Source organism: Acidihalobacter sp. (assembly GCF_037381185.1).
Lineage (GTDB): Bacteria > Pseudomonadota > Gammaproteobacteria > DSM-5130 > Acidihalobacteraceae > Acidihalobacter_A.
Genome location: NZ_JARRQY010000025.1, coordinates 54,921 through 72,941, shown reverse-complemented (window position 1 = coordinate 72,941; position 18,021 = coordinate 54,921). Strand labels below are relative to the sequence as shown.

Annotated in this window: 19 protein-coding genes; 8 read left to right on the top strand and 11 right to left on the bottom strand. The window is 61.7% G+C overall.

Annotated features, from left to right (window positions below; all coding sequences use genetic code 11):
* Nucleotides 1-309 precede the first annotated feature (309 nt).
* Nucleotides 310-1,095: an NAD(P)H-dependent oxidoreductase gene (locus P8014_RS10125; RefSeq protein WP_337817200.1), complete on the bottom strand. Its 786-nt coding sequence runs from the start codon at nucleotides 1,093-1,095 to the stop codon at nucleotides 310-312.
* Nucleotides 1,096-1,188: 93 nt separating this feature from the next.
* Between P8014_RS10125 and P8014_RS10120 the strand changes: the two genes are divergently transcribed.
* Nucleotides 1,189-2,151, top strand: a complete 963-nt coding sequence (locus tag P8014_RS10120; RefSeq protein ID WP_337817199.1) for a LysR family transcriptional regulator — start codon at nucleotides 1,189-1,191, stop codon at nucleotides 2,149-2,151.
* A gap of 117 nt (nucleotides 2,152-2,268) precedes the next feature.
* Here P8014_RS10120 and P8014_RS10115 read toward each other — a convergent pair whose 3' ends face one another.
* From P8014_RS10115 to metG, 8 genes are all read right to left on the bottom strand, one after another.
* A complete protein-coding gene (locus tag P8014_RS10115; RefSeq protein WP_337817198.1) occupies nucleotides 2,269-2,619 on the bottom strand; it encodes a hypothetical protein in 351 nt (116 codons plus the stop codon).
* 48 nt (nucleotides 2,620-2,667) lie between these two features.
* The gene (locus P8014_RS10110; protein WP_337817197.1) at nucleotides 2,668-3,576 is read right to left on the bottom strand and encodes a M14 family metallocarboxypeptidase; all 909 of its coding nucleotides are present in this window, start codon (nucleotides 3,574-3,576) and stop codon (nucleotides 2,668-2,670) included.
* Between the two features lie 123 nt (nucleotides 3,577-3,699).
* Nucleotides 3,700-4,329: a hypothetical protein gene (locus P8014_RS10105; protein ID WP_337817196.1), complete on the bottom strand. Its 630-nt coding sequence runs from the start codon at nucleotides 4,327-4,329 to the stop codon at nucleotides 3,700-3,702.
* A 65-nt stretch (nucleotides 4,330-4,394) separates the two neighbouring features.
* Nucleotides 4,395-4,679, bottom strand: coding sequence for a hypothetical protein (locus P8014_RS10100; protein WP_337817195.1), 285 nt, complete (start codon nucleotides 4,677-4,679; stop codon nucleotides 4,395-4,397).
* Nucleotides 4,680-5,030: 351 nt separating this feature from the next.
* Nucleotides 5,031-5,738: a PilZ domain-containing protein gene (locus tag P8014_RS10095; protein ID WP_337817194.1), complete on the bottom strand. Its 708-nt coding sequence runs from the start codon at nucleotides 5,736-5,738 to the stop codon at nucleotides 5,031-5,033.
* A 71-nt stretch (nucleotides 5,739-5,809) separates the two neighbouring features.
* Nucleotides 5,810-6,601 carry a DUF3298 and DUF4163 domain-containing protein gene (locus tag P8014_RS10090; RefSeq protein ID WP_337817193.1) on the bottom strand — a complete coding sequence of 264 codons (792 nt, stop codon included), beginning with the start codon at nucleotides 6,599-6,601 and terminating at the stop codon, nucleotides 5,810-5,812.
* A gap of 36 nt (nucleotides 6,602-6,637) precedes the next feature.
* Nucleotides 6,638-7,354: an SDR family NAD(P)-dependent oxidoreductase gene (locus P8014_RS10085; protein WP_337817192.1), complete on the bottom strand. Its 717-nt coding sequence runs from the start codon at nucleotides 7,352-7,354 to the stop codon at nucleotides 6,638-6,640.
* 55 nt (nucleotides 7,355-7,409) lie between these two features.
* Entirely contained in the window at nucleotides 7,410-9,431 is a 2,022-nt protein-coding gene (gene metG, locus P8014_RS10080; RefSeq protein ID WP_337817191.1) for a methionine--tRNA ligase, read from the bottom strand.
* A 314-nt stretch (nucleotides 9,432-9,745) separates the two neighbouring features.
* On the opposite strand from metG, the gene P8014_RS10075 reads away from it, so the two are divergent.
* On the top strand, nucleotides 9,746-10,540 hold the full coding sequence (locus P8014_RS10075; RefSeq protein ID WP_337817190.1) for a transporter substrate-binding domain-containing protein: 795 nt from the start codon (nucleotides 9,746-9,748) through the stop codon (nucleotides 10,538-10,540).
* A gap of 77 nt (nucleotides 10,541-10,617) precedes the next feature.
* Here the strand turns inward: P8014_RS10075 and P8014_RS10070 are convergent, their stop codons facing one another.
* Entirely contained in the window at nucleotides 10,618-11,367 is a 750-nt protein-coding gene (locus tag P8014_RS10070) for an amino acid ABC transporter ATP-binding protein (protein WP_337817201.1), read from the bottom strand.
* Between the two features lie 133 nt (nucleotides 11,368-11,500).
* On the opposite strand from P8014_RS10070, the gene P8014_RS10065 reads away from it, so the two are divergent.
* The 6 genes from P8014_RS10065 to P8014_RS10040 all read left to right on the top strand — a co-directional run bounded on the left by P8014_RS10065 (nucleotide 11,501) and on the right by P8014_RS10040 (nucleotide 17,282).
* Nucleotides 11,501-12,175, top strand: a complete 675-nt coding sequence (locus tag P8014_RS10065) for an amino acid ABC transporter permease (protein ID WP_337817189.1) — start codon at nucleotides 11,501-11,503, stop codon at nucleotides 12,173-12,175.
* Between the two features lie 123 nt (nucleotides 12,176-12,298).
* A complete protein-coding gene (apbC, locus tag P8014_RS10060; RefSeq protein ID WP_337817188.1) occupies nucleotides 12,299-13,390 on the top strand; it encodes an iron-sulfur cluster carrier protein ApbC in 1,092 nt (363 codons plus the stop codon).
* Nucleotides 13,391-13,416: 26 nt separating this feature from the next.
* On the top strand, nucleotides 13,417-13,983 hold the full coding sequence (dcd, locus tag P8014_RS10055) for a dCTP deaminase (protein ID WP_337817187.1): 567 nt from the start codon (nucleotides 13,417-13,419) through the stop codon (nucleotides 13,981-13,983).
* A gap of 17 nt (nucleotides 13,984-14,000) precedes the next feature.
* Nucleotides 14,001-14,240: an SEL1-like repeat protein gene (locus P8014_RS10050; RefSeq protein ID WP_337817186.1), complete on the top strand. Its 240-nt coding sequence runs from the start codon at nucleotides 14,001-14,003 to the stop codon at nucleotides 14,238-14,240.
* Between the two features lie 39 nt (nucleotides 14,241-14,279).
* Nucleotides 14,280-15,476: an ammonium transporter gene (locus tag P8014_RS10045; RefSeq protein ID WP_337817185.1), complete on the top strand. Its 1,197-nt coding sequence runs from the start codon at nucleotides 14,280-14,282 to the stop codon at nucleotides 15,474-15,476.
* 177 nt (nucleotides 15,477-15,653) lie between these two features.
* Entirely contained in the window at nucleotides 15,654-17,282 is a 1,629-nt protein-coding gene (locus tag P8014_RS10040; protein WP_337817184.1) for a methyl-accepting chemotaxis protein, read from the top strand.
* Nucleotides 17,283-17,302: 20 nt separating this feature from the next.
* Here P8014_RS10040 and P8014_RS10035 read toward each other — a convergent pair whose 3' ends face one another.
* Complete coding sequence (locus tag P8014_RS10035) at nucleotides 17,303-17,935, bottom strand: TetR/AcrR family transcriptional regulator (protein WP_337817183.1); 633 nt, start codon at nucleotides 17,933-17,935, stop codon at nucleotides 17,303-17,305.
* Nucleotides 17,936-18,021 lie beyond the last annotated feature (86 nt).

Sequence of the window (18,021 nt, the reverse complement as noted above, 5' to 3'; positions counted from 1 at the left end):
GGCGAGGGCAGAGCTTGCGACAAGCGCGCAGGCGATACCGGCCGCGAGGTTCCAGGAGGGCATGTGGTGCTCCAAGCGAGAGGTCGGCAAGGATTGTGGAAGTGCATAAACATTATAAAACAAATGGTATATCGGCAGAAGCCTAATTCTCCGCAGCAAGGGCCGAGTTCCGGAACGTCATGCAGCATATGACGATTGATGGGGCCAAGAGGAATTACGGTGACACCTTACCAACTACACCAATTTATGCTCAGGCCGATCATCTTTGAAAAAACAGTTTAAATAGTAAGGTGTCATCGTAATTTTCATTTATCGATCGGTTATGTGCAGAGAGAACCCGGTAGTGCCAGGATTTTCGAGCTTGGGGCGAAGCTGAAGACTGGGGATCAGATAATCTCCCCCGTTTTGCCGCCTATATGGAATGGGAGAAGTCGTCTCAAGGGTTTGCATCCTTTTCCGTAAGGCTCCTGCCATGCATTCGAAATTTACGCTATTAAGTCGATCTACCTTGTACGCCACAAATGGCGGCAGCACACTGAACCCCGGATAGAAGAGAATCCCATGGTTGATAGGGAACAGTAGATCGTCGATGGGACCATTGATGCCGCGTGCGGAGTAATGTTCCTCCCAACCACCGGTTGTGACGATCAGCATCGCGCGTTTGCCGGCGAAAGTCCCTTCACCGAAGCGATCACCCCAGTGCGTGTCGCTGTGTTCGCCAACTCCATAAGCAAAACCATAAGCATATACACGGTCGATCCAGCCCTTGAGGATCGCCGGCATGGAATACCACCAGAGGGGGAACTGGAGTATCAGGACGTCGGCCCACAGTAGTTTTTCCTGCTCCGCCTTGACGTCCTCGGTTAGTCTCTCGGCTGCGAATGCTTTCCCCGAAGCTGCCGCCACATGTAGGCGATCATCCGGTGCCAATGAAGGAAAGTCGGAATGGTCGATCTCCGATTTCCAGCGCATGGCGTAAAGGTCCGACACTCGCACCTCATGTCCCTGTGTCTCAAGCTCTTTCACAGCGACGTTCCGCAATGCGGCTCCTAGCGAACGCGATTCGGGGTGAGCGAAAACGAGAAGAATCTTCATGCGGCACCTTCGGTGTTGTCAGCTTGTCCTTGATGCTATGCAACACCAGATATATTCACTAGGTGGGCGAAATGCATATTATTATTCTGGATAATGGGTAAGTTAGACATCAACCTCGAACGCATGCGCACCTTCGTGAGAGTGGCCGAGCGCGGTAATTTGTCGCCGGTAGCGCGGGAAATGGGGGTCGGTCAGTCGACAGTGACACGTCATCTGAAAGAGCTTGAGGAGGCTCTGGGTGTAGCGCTACTCAGCCGCACCACCCGACGCGTCACGTTGACCGATGAGGGCCGTAGTTTCTATTCGAACAGTGTCCAAATCCTGCGCTTGGTGGAACAAGCCAGCGAGGAGGTACGTGGCACCCGCAGTGCATCCGCCGGCACGATCCGTATGTCCTGCACAGCGGCTTTCGGAGTCATGCACGTTACCCGCCTGATCTTCGCCTTTCAAGATCGCTATCCCGACATCCAGGTCGACCTCAGCCTGACCGACGAGCGTATTGACCTCGTCGGGGAAGGTGTCGATCTCGCACTCCGTCTAGGGCCCCTGACAGATAGTTCGATGAAGTTTCGGCCACTCGGCCTGAGTCAGCGTCTTCTCGTAGCAGCGCCGGAGTATCTTGCAGTTCACGGGGAACCCAAGCTGCCCGAAGAGCTGTCCAGGCATGAAGGAATTCGCATGTCGAACCTTGCCGGCAGCGACATGCTTGCGTTGGTGGGTCCCGGTGGCGATGCCTATTCAATACCTTTCGGCGGACGTCTGCGTGTCGACCATGGATTGGCCGCACGTGAGGCTTTCCTCGCTGGACGAGGCCTCGGTCCCGCCCACCGATGGCTTGTTGACGACCTTCTTTCGGCAGGTCGGCTCGAAATCCTCCTGCCGGACTATTTGCTGCCGCCTATGCCTTTGAGCATGCTGATCGTTCCAGAACGACTAGGTGTCGCCCGTGTCCGATTGCTGGTCGATTTTCTCGCCAAGCAGATCACTGCGATTCCCGGGATCGAGAAATCGCGCACAGGCGCTAGAGCAGAGCGCTCTCATGGTGACAATGGTTAGTATCCAGCTATCGCGATAGGGGGCGGTTTGGAAGTCATCTGACGAGATCTGATCGATTCTCGGAAATGTCATGGGCTGACGTCACATCGAGTCCAGCGTCCGAGGGGGGCTTGGCCTCTATGTGGGGCGCGCGTCAAGAGAGCGCACTAATCGGTTCCTGTGCGTTGGGTACATCATCACCACGCGGGTGTATTCGAAATTCTTCAGTTCAAACACAACACAGTCATCGCGAAAGCGGGTATTCCAGAACTCCTTCCCTTCCGCGCCATGATAGGTTCCGGCAGCAATGGTTTGGGGAACATATGTACCGGGCGCTCTCAGCCAGGGTGGGTGCATGCCCTCGGGCCGAAGGTGAACTTTGGCAATATGGTCACGCGGGATGGTCACCTTCCCTTTGAAGGACCAGAGTTTGTCCAATCCTTCGATCGTAATTTCGACAGACTCTTCTGTCGGGGTGACTTTGTTCATCTCGGTGTTTCCCCAGCTAGCGTGACCGAGTGCGGATTCACTGCCCGCTCAATTACCCATGGGTCCTAGCCTGTCTCCACGGATGGAGTTGGGTTGCGGTCCAACGCAAAATCGATTGCAGCACGTACCGCTGCGACCTGCGCGGCATCGCACTGTGCGGACGTTGTCCGCGGACTGTCGGGATAGACTTCCGTTGTTGTGCGGTATGGCGCATCGGTCGATGATCGCTTGCTGGAACTTCGGCTGCGGAGTCTCGCTGTCGTCCACCAGGTAGAAGCCGTCGGGAATCTCGCCCGGCACGTATTCAATCCCGTCGCGAGCGGCCAGCGATGGACGGAATTCGGATTCGTCGGTATCGGTGGTTTCGTGCAGGTCGATGTGCATCAGGAATCGGTCGCGCAAGGGCGCCAGCAGTTGCATGAGGGCGGCTGATTCGGGAGCGGGGCTGTTTTCGCGGAAGGAGCGGTTCGGGTCGATGGCTCCGGGGTTCCAGCGATGCACGCGTTCATATGCCCAGGGACTGACGCAGGGGACGACGAGCAGGTTGATCCGGCCGACGTAGTCCGCAGCGTGCTCTTCGGCGAACTTCAGGGCACCGTGCACGCCGCTGGTCTCATAGCCGTGCACGCCGCCCGTGATCAGTGCGCTCGGCAGGTCGTCGCGCCAGTTGCGGCTGCGGAGCGCGATGAGCGGGTAGCGGTCGGGCGGGTACTCCAGAAGTCCGAATTGCTCGATGTCGAAGTTCGAACGCAGTCCCTCAAGGCGTTGCAGCACATCGGATTCGTAACTGCGCTTGCGTGTCTGTCGCGTCCGCCATTCGGTAATTTCAGCATCGCCCCATGGGTGTCCGGGTGTGCCAATTGCCTGGTGTTCGTCAGTCGTCACTTTTTCGCTCGCGTTGTCGTGGATTCTGAATGCCTGCGCTCGGTCGTTGCCGGTTGAGGCTTCTGCTGGCATCCGGAGTCGAGGGACATCGCATCATAGTCCCTGCCAACGCGGTGGTGATCAACTTCGCTCCATGCCGATCGCCTGGCCCCGCGCTGGACAGACATGGAGCCGGACGATCGGTATGGAATTCACTTACCCCTTGTTGTCGGGTTCGACGACAACGACGGCATCCATCACGTAGGGATAGCCGCCGTAGAAATGATGCGACTTGTAGGTGTGCTTCCAGGCATAGGAGTGGATCACGCAAAGAATGTGGTGGACGCCGGGAAGGTAGAAGGTGATGGGGCGATGCCCGCCGTTTTTCTTGAGCACGAATCCCTGGAACCGGTAATCGTACGAGCGAATGTGGTCGTGGTTCTGGTACATGACGGGATAGTCGCCGGGGAAGAAGGCGTGATCCATGCCGTCTTCATCGTAGAGCTGGACCGGCTGTCCCGCTTTGACGACGAGAACCCAGGGCTTGAAGGTCATGGTGCCGCCGGGTACTTCCATCCAGGGGGCGTGCTTCATGAACGAGCGATGGTGTTTGCCGGTCAATGTGGTGGCGCCTGGAACCTCCGTCGGTCCGTAGCTGCTGCTCAGCGGAATCCCGCCGCCGGCCGCGTTCGTCACTGCGACGACGCCGTAGGCGGGCGCCGGAAATGCCTTCGAGTGTTTGCGCGCCACGGGTTGATAGACCTTCTCCCCGTCCGAGCCCTGGATGGTCGCAGAGCCGAAGTCGGTGGTCTTGGCGTCGAAGTAGTCGTAGACGCCATAGTGCACCGGGGTCCAGCTGGCATGGCCGTGGGCCGGTACGGAAAGATCCTTAACCGGTTTGCCTCGCCACGTTACGATGCGTACGTCGAGAGTGCTGTTGCCGGGGTTGGAGAAATGCAGGCTGAATGCAGGCTGGAGCCGAGCACCAACTGCACGTTCATGATGCTGAATCCCGTTTTCTCGAACGTGACCTGACCATCCGCTGGGATCGTCTTCATGTCGTGCGATGCGGTGCTCATGGCAGCCATCGCGCCGTGCGTCGTCAGCAGTGCTCCTATGCAGGCGAACAGTAGGCTAGCGCGGCGTTTCTTCAGGTGCTGCTTGCGGTCGGTACCCTCATCTCTCGTGTGATTCATGATTCATCGTCCTCTCTAATCTTCTATTGTCGTTTTGGCTTGGCCCCTTGGGCCAAGTAAAACCCCGTAGGCGGCTACAAGGCTAATAAGCTTCGAGCCGGCTGCAGGGTTGTGGTTCAGGACGCGGCGTTTCGTATGGCGGGAAAGCGGGGCCGGCGCAATCGAAAACGCGAGGAAGGCTGGGCGTTGGAAACCGAGACGGACCGAGGAGCACGTAGGGCGTATGCTCCAGCCCCGTATGAGCCATGTAGGGATTAGGACTGCGGAGGTCATGTCCCCGCTTGGTGGCAGCGCCGTGTTCGGGGTTCGGCCAGGCAGTCGTGCGGCACGGTGGGATTCATCGATGGTCGCTCAGGCGTTGAGTGCTGCGGCGGCTCCACTGCGTGCGAGGTTTGGTGCCATGTCGTCCAGGCACAGAAAATTCGCCAGGTTCGTCATCAGTTCGCTGTGACGATCATCGAATTCGATGCCCGCAAGGATGGATTGGCGCTGCCGGGTGGTGCGAATCACCTTGCCCGTGATTTCATATGCGCTCTCCATTGGAGGAGGGAGCGTCAGCTCCAGCCTCGTTGTCGCGCCCTCTGTCCGCTGTTCCTCGCCGATGCTTCTGCAGGCCACTTTGCAACCGCCTTCGGAAATGTCGAGCAGCAAAGCGGGAGTGCGTTCACCGCCCGAGCGGATGAGGTTGCAGGGGAGGCGGCAGGGCATGCGCGTGTCTCGCCGTACGCTGACTTGGGCGATGGACTCCGGATACTCCAGAAAGACCAGCGATTCCGGGTGTGCGAGCAGGTGAGTGACGCAACTCGTAAATCCGTAGGCGATGCCGTCCACGAGAAAGCGAATGATCAGTTTGTCGCCGATTCTGGGCGCCAGCGTGCTCAGGCCAGCGCCGGGTTTGCTGCCGGGCGAGTGCAGGGTCACGTACTGTCCGACTGCGGATCCGAGTATTTTCGCTTCGATGCGCGATGCGAACATTGGGGCCTGCACGAAGACCTTCAGGGCCGGTGCCAGGACATCCGCGAGTTGTCTGCGTGGTATCTCATCGGTGGTTGCGTTCATTGATTCTTCGTTGTTTTGAGAACGATGGGCTGGGCCGACTGAGGATTCGGGGAGTACTTTAAGACCACGAATCAGTCGTTTGGTTCGGTGAACAGGGCCCGGTAGTCGGACTGTAGCCAAGGCCGGAATACGCGTGCCGGAATCTTCACTGCCTGCATGCCGCAGGCATAGGGGGCGACTTGGTAGGGCGTGAAATAGAAGCGCAGGCCGTTTGCGCGCCCTGCGGCGGCGGTAAATGTAGCGATGCCGTAATTTTGTGCGGTCGGTGCGCTGCCCTTGCGCAGCCAAGTCTTGTCTTTGAAACACCATGCTGTGTCACTACCGGCGGCTCTTTGTTCGAGCGCCTTTCTTGCGTAGGCGCTGATTGCGGCACGGGCCCGCTCCGGACGGGTGAACAAGGCATCCGGATGTTCGAGGAGGTGTCCGTTGGTCAGCGTGAAAGCCGCCGGCAACGGCATGCCGTGAGCACCGCCGGTATAGGTATAGCCGTTGGCGAATACGCTGACGAAGCCCTTGCCTCTGGCAACCACGCGAAAGTCGATGAGCAGTGCGTAGGGCCAGGCTTGTGGGCGCGGTTGGTCGGCGACTTTGAGGAAAGTCTGCAGTTGCGCGCCGGCCCATTTGCGCAGCGCGGGCATGAGTTTGCCGCCGGCAGCGCCGAGTTGCGGATAGCAGATGGCATAGCGATAGAGCGGGGTGCGGCGCTGCTCGACTTCGGCCGGCGCCGGGGTGGCCGGGGCGAGTTTGTTGCAGGGCGAGTGGGGCGCGGTTTGCGCGGGAGCGGGCGGCTGGGTCCGGCAGCCGCCGAGCAGCGCAAGAGTGCTTGCCAGGATGGCCGTGGCGAGAAGCATCGTTCGCGACATGCTCGTCCCAGTCGGCATTCGTCAGTGGAGCGGACGTCAGAACGTTTCGATGTCAGGGCGCAGGTCGAGTTCCTGCGTCCAGGCGGAGCGGTCCTGGTCGATCAGCGCCAAGTAGCTTTGTGCAATGGCGTCCGGACGCAGTGTGTTGTCTTCGGTGACGCCGGGCCGTACACGGTTCTTCGGTGTCCAGATCATGCCGTCGATGATGACGTGCGCGACGTGTATGCCGTGCGAGCCCAGCTCGCGTGCCATGGATTGCGCCATGCCCCGTAGGGCGAACTTGGCGGCGCCGAAGGCGGCGAAGCGAGCTGCGGCCTTGGTCGAGGCGCTGGCGCCGGTGAAGATGATGGTGCCGTGGCCACGGGCCTGCATGGCGGGCACGACGTGATGCGCGCAGAGGAAAGCGCCGCGGCAGTTGACCGCCCACAGTCGGTCGAATTCCTCCGCCGGGATTTCGGCGAAGGGACGCATGGCAATGGCGCCGGCGTTGTAGATCAGCACGGACGGCGGGCCGAAGTCCGCAGTCAGGGTGTCGAGCGCCTCGCGTACGGCATGTTCGTCGGTCAGGTCGCAGGCGAGCATACGCGTGGTGCCGCCGGCGGCCTTGAGTTCGGCAGCGAGTTCGTCGGTGTATTCGCGGCTGCGCGACAGGCCGGCGACGGCATAGCCGGCCGCGCTGAGCCGCCGGCACAGCGCGGCGCCCAGGCCGGGGCCGACACCGGCGATGATCGCCAAGGGGCTGTCTTCGTTCATGAAGTCTTGCTCCTTTCAGCGGGCAGATCGGCGACGGCGTGGCCGGTGGCGTGGTTCACTTCACGCGCATGCCCGGTTCGGCGCCGTCGTCAGGGGTGAGGATGAACAGGTCCTTGCCGCCGGGGCCGGCCGCAAGGACCATGCCTTCGGACACGCCGAAACGCATTTTGCGAGGGGCCAGGTTGGCGACCATGACGGTGAGTTGGCCTTCGAGCTGACTGGGGTCGTAGGCCGACTTGATGCCAGCGAAGACGTTGCGCGTCTCGCCACCGAGGTCGAGGGTGAGGCGCAGCAGTTTCTCGGCGCCTTCGACGTGGTCGGCCTTGACGATGCGCGCCACGCGCAGGTCGACCTTGGCGAAGTCGTCGTAGGCGATCTCGTCGCGGATCGGGTCGTCGGCCAGCGGGCCAGTGGGCGCAGGTGAGGCGCTCTGCAGGTCTTCCTTGGAGGCTTCGATAATGGCTTCGATGGCGCTGGGGTCGATGCGGGTCATCAGTGGCTGGAACTTCTCGACGCGGCGTGCGAGCAATGGTTCGGCGATGTCGTCCCAGGTCAGTTCGCCGGCGTCGAAGAAGGCTTCGGCCTTCGCGGCCAGTAGCGGCAACACCGGCTTGAGGTAGCTGACGATGATGCGGAACAGGTTGAGTCCCTGAGTGCACACGCTCTGGACTTCGGTCAGGCGTTCGGGCTGCTTGATCAGCACCCAGGGCTTGTTCTCGTCGATGTACTGGTTGGCGCGGTCGGCCAGGCCCATGATCTTGCGCATGGCCTGCCCGTATTCGCGGCGTTCGTAAAGCGCGGCGATCTCGTCGCGCGAGGCGGCGAAGGCCTCGTACAGGCCGGGGTCGGGCAGAGTGTCGCTCAGCTTGCTTTCGAAGCGTTTGTTGATGAACGAGGCGGTGCGGCTGGCGATGTTGACCACCTTGCCGACCAAGTCCGAGTTGACGCGCGCGGCGAAGTCCTCGAGGTTGAGGTCGAGATCGTCGACGCCGGAGCCCAGCTTGGCAGCGAAGTAGTAGCGCAGATACTCGGGCGCGAGGTGGTGCAGATAGGTGCGCGCCTGGATGAAGGTGCCGCGCGACTTGGACATCTTCTGGCCGTTGACGGTGATGAAGCCGTTGCACCAGATGGCGGTGGGCGTGCGGAAGCCCGCGCCGTGCAGCTCGGCCGGCCAGAACAGGGTGTGGAAGTAGGCGATGTCCTTGCCGATGAAGTGGTACAGCTCGGCATCGGAATCCTTTCCCCACCAGGCGTCGAAGTCCAGCCCTTCGCGGGTGCAGAAATTCTGGAAACTCGCCATGTAGCCGATCGGTGCGTCGAGCCAGACGTAGAAGTATTTGCCTGGCGCGTCGGGGATCTCGAAGCCGAAGTAGGGCGCGTCGCGCGAGATGTCCCAGTCGCGCAGGCCGGCGTCGAACCACTCGCGCAGCTTGTTGGCCGTCTCCGCCTGCACGTGGTCACCCTGCTTGAGCCAGTTGCGCAGGAAGCGCTCGAAGTCGCCGAGCTTGAAGAAGTAGTGCTCGGAGCTGCGCTGCTCGGGTACGGCGCCGGTGACCACCGAGCGCGGGTCGACCAGTTCGGTGGGCGCGTAGGTGGCGCCGCAGACTTCGCAGGAGTCGCCGTACTGGTCCTCGGCGCCGCAGCGCGGGCAGCTGCCCTTGATGAAGCGATCGGGCAGGAACATCCCCGCTTCAGGGTCGTAAGCCTGCTCGACGTCGCGGCGTGCGATGTGGCCGGCGTCGCGCAGACGGGTGTAGATCAGCTCGGCGAAGTGGCGGTTCTCCTCCGAGTGGGTCGAGTGGTAGTTGTTGAAGTCGATGCCGAAATCGGCGAAGTCGCAGGCGTGTTCGGCGCCCATGCGGGCGATCAGCGCCTCGGGATCGATGCCCTCGTTGCGAGCGCGCAGCATGATCGGCGTGCCGTGGGTGTCGTCGGCGCAGACGTAGTAGACCTCGTGGCCGCGCATGCGCTGGAAGCGCACCCAGGTGTCGGCCTGGATGTAGCCGAGCATGTGACCGAGATGAAGCGGGCCGTTGGCGTAGGGGAGCGCGTTCGTGACGAGGATGCGGCGGGCCATGGTACTGCCTTCTTGCGAGGTTGGGAAAAGCTCGTAAACATAGCAGTTTCGCGGGGCGGCGGCTATGGCACGATTTCCGCCCGCGGGCGTTGTCTGCTAGGGTGAAAACAGGCTGTCGGGTCCACGGGCTGCAGTTGTGTCTATAACCTTCATGGAGTCAGTTCAACGTTTGATGTTGGCCTCTTCAGCCGATTCGATCTGTCGGCGCGAATTCCGCGCCTGCATCCTGGTAGGTTCGTCGTGTTCGGAAACCGGGGGCTTTTGCTGTTTGCGCCCTGTTGCGGCTTCCCCGCAAAACCGAGAAGGAGAAAATAATGAACAGATTTGCGAAACGCTTCCTTGCCGCGCTCAGCGCTGCCGTGTTTGCCGCGGTGGGTGTCATGGCGACGATGCCTGCGGCATCCGCCGCGGAAAAGACCGTTACCGTAGTGACCGATCCGAGCTTCGTGCCGTTCGAGTCGCTTGATCTCAAGACGGGCAAGTACATCGGCTTCGACATGGATATCATCCGCGCCATCGCCAAGCGTGCGGGATTCCAATATCACCTCAAGACGATGGACTTCAACGGCATCATCCCCGCGTTGCAGGCGGGCAGCGTGGACATCGCGATTGCCGGTATCACCATCACCAAGGAACGCGAGAAGAAGATCGATTTCTCTCAGCCTTACTACGATTCGGGCCTGCGGATCATGGTCCGCGCCAACAACAACTCGATCAAGACGGTGAAGGACTTCGCCGGTAAGTCGGTGTCCACCAAGATCGGCAGCACGAGTTATAACTATCTGACCACGAAGGTGCCGGGTATCGGCAAGGTGGTGCCCTTTCCAGGCACTTCGCAGATGTACATGGCGCTGATGTCGGGCAACGTGGATGCGGCCTTTTATGACGCGCCCAACGTATTGTATTTCATCAAGACCAAGGGGCATGGAAAGGTCAAGACGGTAGGCCCGCTTTATGCCGGGCAGCAGTATGGCATCGCCTTTCCCAAGGGCAGCTCGCTGGCCGGGCCCGTCAACAAGGCCCTGGAGTCGATGAAGAAGGACGGCACCTTTGCCAAGATCTACAAGAAGTGGTTCGGTGCGGAGCCGCCGGCTGATTTGACCCGGTGAGGCGGGGCACTTCGCCGCGTTGAGAACGGATACAGCCGCAAAGGCCGCGCTATGCGGCCTTTGCACGCTACGCGGGCTCAGTGGTGCAGCACCCGGGCCAGGAACGACTTGGTACGCTCGTTCTGCGGGTTGCCGAACACCTCTTTCGCACCGCCCTCCTCGACGATGGCGCCCTTGTCCATGTAAAGCACGCGGTCGGCGACTTCCTGTGCGAACCCCATTTCATGCGTGACGATGATCATCGTCATGCCGCTGGCGGCCAGTTCGCGCATTACGTCGAGCACTTCGCCGACCATTTCCGGGTCGAGTGCGGAAGTGGGTTCGTCGAACAGCATCAGGTTCGGACTCATGGCCAGTGAACGGGCGATGGCCAAACGCTGTTGCTGGCCACCCGACAGTTGGCTGGGATATTTCTGCGCCTGGTCCTCGATGCCGACGCGCTTGAGCAGTTTCATGGCCAGTTCGGTTGCGTCGGCGCGGCTCTGCTTGAGGACCTTGATCGGGCCTATGGTGATGTTGTCGATGCAGCTCATGTGCGGGAACAGGTTGAACTGCTGGAATACCATCCCGGCGTCGCGGCGCACTTCCCGGATGGTGCCTTTGACGTCGCGCCCGGTCTGGCCGTTGGGCAGCAGTTCGATGCCGTCGACCAGGATGCGCCCGGATTCGAACTGTTCCAGTGCGTTGATGCAGCGGATCAGCGTGGACTTCCCGGAGCCACTGGCGCCTATCAAGACGACCACCTCGCCCTTGTTCACCGTCATGTCGATGTCGCGCAGTACGTGCAGTTCGCCGTAATGTTTGTTGATTTTTTCGATCTGTATGATCGCTTCAGCCATCGTGGCCTCCGGTTGGCTTGTCGGCGGGCGGCGTGGTGTTTGAATGCCGGATGATAGTTGATCCGCGGTCCCGACCCAGAACGGCGTGGCCGCCATACCCTTCCGCAAAGGAGATTGAGACGTGCATTTTTCGATACCGTTCAGTCTTTCCGATATCGAGGCGGCGATGCCGTATCTGCTGGCGGGGCTGCGCCTCACAGTCGAAATCACCATAGTCGGTCTGATCCTGGGGTTCTTCCTCGGCCTGCTTACCGGGCTCGCGACCTTGAGTCCGACACGGTGGCTGCGCTGGCCCGGGATCGCCTACCTGGAGTTCTTCCGCGGCACGCCTATCCTGGTGCAGGCGCTATTCATCTTCTACGGCCTGCCCGACCTGCTCGATCACCCGGTTCCCGCTTTCGGCGCTGCGGTGGCGGCTATCGCGCTCAATTCCGGAGCCTATATCTGCGAAATCGTGCGTGGCGGCGTGAAATCGATCGAGAAGGGGCAGCGCGAGGCAGGCCTGTCGATCGGGATGTCCGGTTTTCAGACCTTTCTTTACGTCGTCTGGCCGCAGGCCTTGCGGCGCATCGTGCCGCCGTTGGGCAATCAGGGAATCATCAGCCTCAAGGATACCTCGGTGTTTTCCGTTATCGGCGTCGGCGAGCTGGTGCGCCAGGGGCAGGTGTACATTGCCGTCACGTTCAATGCCTTTGAGATCTATTTCGTGATCGCGATGATGTATCTGGCGATCACGCTGACTTTCTCGTTTTTCCTGCGCAAGCTGGAGAAGCGTCAGAGTCGGGGATATTCCTGATCCGCTGGGGACGGCCGCTTAGTCGCATTCCGAGCGCTGTTTAATGCCGGGGCGCGGACTAGTACAATTCGCCGATTAGGCGCACTTCGCGTCCCACAGAATCGTTTCGGAGGTTCCCGCCCCATGGCTGAGTTGTCCCGCTTGCAGATCGAAACCGCCCTCAAGGAGATCGAGGATCGCTACCTGGAAAAGGACCTGGTCGACGCGGGTGAGGTCAAAGACATCGGTATCGACGGCGACAAGGTCTCGGTGGACCTGCTGTTCGGCTACCCCGCCAAGGGCTACGTGGCGGAAGTCGAAGCGGCCGTGCGCGAGCATGTCGGGCGCGTGGCGGGAGTGGGTTCGGTAGAGGTCGCCTCGAAGGTGCAGATCGTCGCGCATGCCGTGCAGCGCAACCTCAAGCCTCTGGCCGGGATCAAGAATATCATCGCCGTGGCTTCCGGCAAGGGCGGCGTCGGAAAATCGACCACCGCCGTCAATCTGGCGCTGGCGCTGGCCAGCGAAGGCGCCAGCGTGGGGCTGCTCGACGCGGATATCTATGGCCCCAGCCAGCCGCGCATGCTGGGCATCGAGGGTAAGCCCGAGACCAAGGACGGGCGCATGCTCGAGCCGATGGAGAATTACGGCATCAAGGCGATGTCGATCGGTTTCCTGATCGACGAGGAAACGCCGATGATCTGGCGCGGGCCGATGGTCACGCAGGCGCTGGAGCAACTGCTCGGCGAGACGCGCTGGGGCGAACTCGATTATCTGGTCATCGACCTGCCGCCGGGCACCGGCGACATCCAGCTCACGCTGTCGCAGAAGATTCCGGTCAGCGGTGCGGTGATCGTCACCACGCCGCAGGACATCGCGCTGCTGGATGCACGCAAGGGCCTGAAGATGTTCGAGAAGGTGGAGGTGCCGGTGCTGGGCATCGTGGAGAACATGAGCCTGCACATCTGCTCGAACTGCGGCCACGAGGAGCGCATCTTCGGCGAAGGCGGCGGCCAGCGCATGGCCGACGACTACAAGGTCGAGTTCCTGGGCGCGCTGCCGCTGGATATCCACATCCGCGAACAGGCCGACAGCGGCAAGCCGACGGTGGTCGCGGATCCGGACGGCCGGGTGTCGGAGATCTATCGCGAGGTGGCGCGCCGCACGGCCGCCCAACTGGCGATCAAGGCCAAGGATTTCAGCTCCAAGTTCCCCAACATCGTGATCCAGAACAGCTGACGCAACCGACAAAGGCAAGGCGGCGCATGTCTATCAAAGCGGATAAATGGATCCGTCGCATGGCGGCGGATCACGGCATGATCGAGCCCTTCGAGGCCGGTCAGGTGCGGCACGTGGGCGAGCAGCGCATCGTGTCCTACGGCACTTCCAGCTACGGCTACGACGTGCGCTGCGCCGATGAGTTCAAGATCTTCACCAACATCAATTCGGCGGTGGTCGATCCGAAGGGTTTCGATGAAAGCAGCTTCGTCGACGTCAAATCCGACGTCTGCATCATTCCGCCGAATTCCTTCGCGTTGGCGCGCACGGTGGAGTACTTCCGCATCCCGCGCAACGTGCTGACGATCTGTCTTGGCAAGTCGACCTACGCGCGCTGCGGCATCATCGTCAACGTCACGCCGTTGGAGCCCGAGTGGGAAGGCCACGTGACGCTGGAGTTCTCGAACACCACTCCGTTGCCGGCCAAGATCTACGCCAACGAGGGCGTTGCGCAGATGCTGTTCCTGGAGTCCGATGAGATCTGCGACGTGTCGTACAGGGACCGCGGCGGCAAGTATCAGGGGCAGCGCGGCGTGACGCTGCCGCAGGCCTAGCCCGCGGGCGACGGGCCGTGCCCCACGGGCCGTTCCAGCCAGCCCCCGACGATTCGCTGGAGAGCATCCGCCGCGAGGCGTTCGCGGGCGATGCCCAGGCGCAGTACCGCCTGGCGGAGTGTCTGCGCCGCGGCCTGCTGTCGGCGCAACCCGACGAGACGCAGGCCCTGGTGTGGTACCGTCGCGCAGCCGCTGCGGGGCACCGCAGCGCGGCTTTCGTGTTGAACAACTGGCGCAACCGCAGACATTTTACATAACTGCGGAGCGTTTTCTGGAGGCTTTAGAGGAGCTGACGCATGCACGATTCGACCTCGGCAATGGATACCCTGTTCGTCTTGATGGGGGCGGTCATGGTGTTGGCCATGCATGCCGGTTTTGCCTTTCTGGAGCTGGGTACGGTGCGGCGCAAGAATCAGGTCAACGCCCTGGTCAAGATCCTCAGCGACTTTGCCATCTCCACCATCGCGTATTTCTTCATCGGCTTCTTCGTCGCCTATCACGTCGGTTTCTTCCAGTCCGCCTCCACGCTCTCCGCGAACAACGGCTACGAACTGGTGAGGTTCTTCTTCCTGCTGACTTTTGCCGCAGCGATCCCGGCGATCGTTTCCGGCGGCATTGCCGAGCGCTCGCGTTTCTATCCGCAGCTGGCGGCGACGTTTCTGCTGGTGGCCTTCGTGTACCCGTTCTTCGAGGGACTGGCCTGGGGCGGAAATCTCGGTTTCCAGGCCTGGCTGACGCGGACTTTCGGTGCACCGTTCCACGATTTCGCCGGTTCGGTGGTCGTGCATGCGGTGGGTGGCTGGATCGCGCTGGCGGCGGTGCTGATGCTGGGGCCGCGCCATGGCCGCTATGGCAAGAATGGCGAGATGTACGCGCATCCTCCTTCGAATATTCCCTTCCTCGCACTGGGTGCCTGGATCCTGACCGTCGGCTGGTTCGGCTTCAACGTGATGTCCGCGCAGAAAATCGGTGACATCAGCGGTCTGGTCGCGGTCAACTCGCTGATGGCCATGGTCGGCGGCACCCTGGCCGCGCTGGTCGCCGGACGCAATGACCCGGGCTTCGTGCACAACGGCCCGCTGGCCGGTCTGGTGGCGGTCTGCGCTGGCTCCAACCTGATGCATCCGCTAGGGGCGCTGATCACCGGTGCCGTAGCGGGCGGCCTGTTCGTGTGGCTGTTCACGCTGACGCAGAATCGCTGGCGCATCGACGACGTGCTCGGCGTGTGGCCGCTGCACGGCGTGTGCGGCGTATGGGGCGGCATTGCGGCGGGTATCTTCGGGCTCAAGGCTCTGGGGGGGACGGGAGGCGTGAGTTTCTGGTCGCAGCTGATCGGTACCGGCGCCGGGGTGCTCATCGCCTTCGTCGGCGGTTTGATCGTGTACGGCGTGCTCAAGGCCGTCGTGGGCATCCGGCTGGATGAGGAGCAGGAATACATGGGCGCCGATCTGAGCATCCACAAGATCAGCTCGACGCCCAAATACGATCAATAGCTTTTTGGCGAGCCGCCGCCCGAGCGGCTGCAGAGCGATTAAAGTCAGGGCGTTGACGGCCGATAGCCCAAACAGGGAGTTTGGCTATCCGTACTAAAAAGATCGCGGCGAGTGTCGTGCGCATGGATCGGGCACACGCTGGCTGCACATATAAGGCGTTTCAACAGGGATAATCGCATGTCCGGCTTGTTTTCCACCATCAAGGGCCGCTTGACGCTGGCCGTCGTCGTGACCACGGTGCTGACCTGCGCCGCCATTGGCACCACGTTCTTTCACAACGATCGGGTCAGAGTCCAGTTCGACCAGCAGGCGACGTATCTCATGCCACTGGTCAAGGCGCTCGACACGCTGACTCGCGCGGGGCTGGAGGAAGGAGCGCTGCTGCGCGAACAGTTGTTGACCAACGATTTGAACAAGGATCAGCGTGCCGCGCTCAAGGCGGATCCGTTAAAGGCTGGGCAGGCGCTGGCGACGGCGCAGAAGCTGGCCGGCGGTGTGCCGGGCACGCAAGAGCGCCTCAAGGTGATCGCACATGGCTGGCAGCAGGTCAGGGCGGTGCGGGAGCAGATGCTGCAGGATTTGCAGAGCGGCCAGGGCACGGATGCGTTGGGCCTGCTTTCCAAAGAGGATGAGGCTTGGTCGAAGCTGTATGGCAACTTGCGCTCGCTGGATACTCGCCTCACCAAGCAGCGCGCACTCGGGCGTGATCAGATCCGTGCCGATCTGTGGAATGGCGAGGTATGGAGTACGGCTCTGCTGCTCTGCGCGATGTTCGTCGGGGGCGGGTTCCTGCTGTGGACGATCATCGCCACGGTCCTGCGCATCGGCGCTACGATGAGAATGATGGAAAGCGTGTCCGGGGGCGACGCCGACCTGTCGCGCCGTCTGGAGGTCAAGGGACACGACGAAATGGACCGTGTCGCCGCAGCCTTCAATCGTTTCATCGAGCGGATTCGCAGCATGATTGCGGAGGTCGCGCAGTCTGCGATGCAGGTGTCCTCTTCCTCGGAGGAACTGTCGACTACCTCGGAAGAGATGAAGTCGCGCGCCACGCGCCAGCGCGAGGACACCGAACAGGCGGCTGCCGCGGTCAACGAAATGAGCGCCACCGCCCAGGAAGTGGCGCGCAACATGGAGCAGACCAGTCTGCTGACCGGAAAGACGGCGGAAAGCACCCGCTCCGGGGCGGAGAAGGCGACTTCGGCCGTGGCGGTCATGAACAATCTGCAGGCGGAACTCACGCGTTCGGGCGAGTCCGTGGGCGAACTCAGCGAGGGCGTCGCCGAGATCGGCTCCATCGTCGATCTGATCAACCAGATCGCCGAGCAGACCAACCTGCTCGCGCTCAATGCGGCCATCGAGGCGGCACGCGCCGGCGAGCAGGGGCGCGGCTTCGCGGTGGTGGCGGAAGAGGTGCGGGCGCTGGCGTCCAAGACCCAGGACGCGACCGGACGCATCCGCGGCATGATCGAACGGGTCAGCCGCTCGGCGGACAGCGTGGTCGAGGCCATGGATTCGACTCAGGCCAGCTCGAAAGCTGCCAGCGACGAGGTGGACCTTGTCGCCGAGGCATTGGCCGAGATCGCCGGCATGGTGCGCGATATCTCGGACCGCGCCACCCAGGTGGCGACCGCCGCCGAGGAACAGTCGGCCGTTTCCGAGGAGATCAACCGCAACGTCACCAACATCAGTTCGGCGACCGAGGAAACCGTGTCGTCGCTGGGACAGTCGACGATAGCGGCGAACGAACTTGCACGGCTCGCTGCCGGTCTGCAGCAGTTGGTGGGGCAATTCCGCGGCGTCTGAAGCGCGCAGCGGGGCGGCTGTCAGGACGCGCTGTGCGGCTGAAAGATGCGGCCGAACAGTGCCATTACTTCGCCGATGCGGCGGTCTTCGTCTTCTGGGCTCCGCTGCGTACCGAAATGTCCGTCGATCAGCAGGCTGGAAAGCCCGTGTACCAATGCCCAGGCGGCCAGAGGCAAGGCTTCCTGGGCGCCGGCATTTGCCTGTTCAGTTGACGCGGTGCGTTCGGCGACGGCCTCCGCGCAGTGTGCGAACGTGGCACGGCTGGCCTCCGCCAGTTTCGGGAAACGGGTTTCGTCCGGCTGCACCGGGCCGAACATGAGGCGATAGAGTCCCGGCCGGCGGCGTGCGAACCGCAGGTATGCCATGCCGATGGCGCGCATGCGCTCTTTTGCCGTCGCTGTTTTGGAGGCCGCGCCTCCCATGTCGGCCGACAGTTCGCGAAAACCGGTCTCGGCCACTGCGGCGAGCAAGGCCTCCTTGTCGGTGAAATGCCGGTAGGGCGCCATATGCGAAACGCCGGCGGCACGGGCGACCCCGCGCAGGGTCAGCGCTTCCAGTCCTTCATGCTCCAGGATGGCGATGGCTTCGCCGATCAGCCTGTTGCGCAGGTCCGTCCCTTGTGCGATGGGGAGGGGGGAGTGTTTCGTAGCCATGAGGCAGTCCGTTCGCTAAGTTTGTTTACATTGTACACACGGAATACATTGTTTACAGTGTAAGCTCGGGTAGTGGGTGCACACGA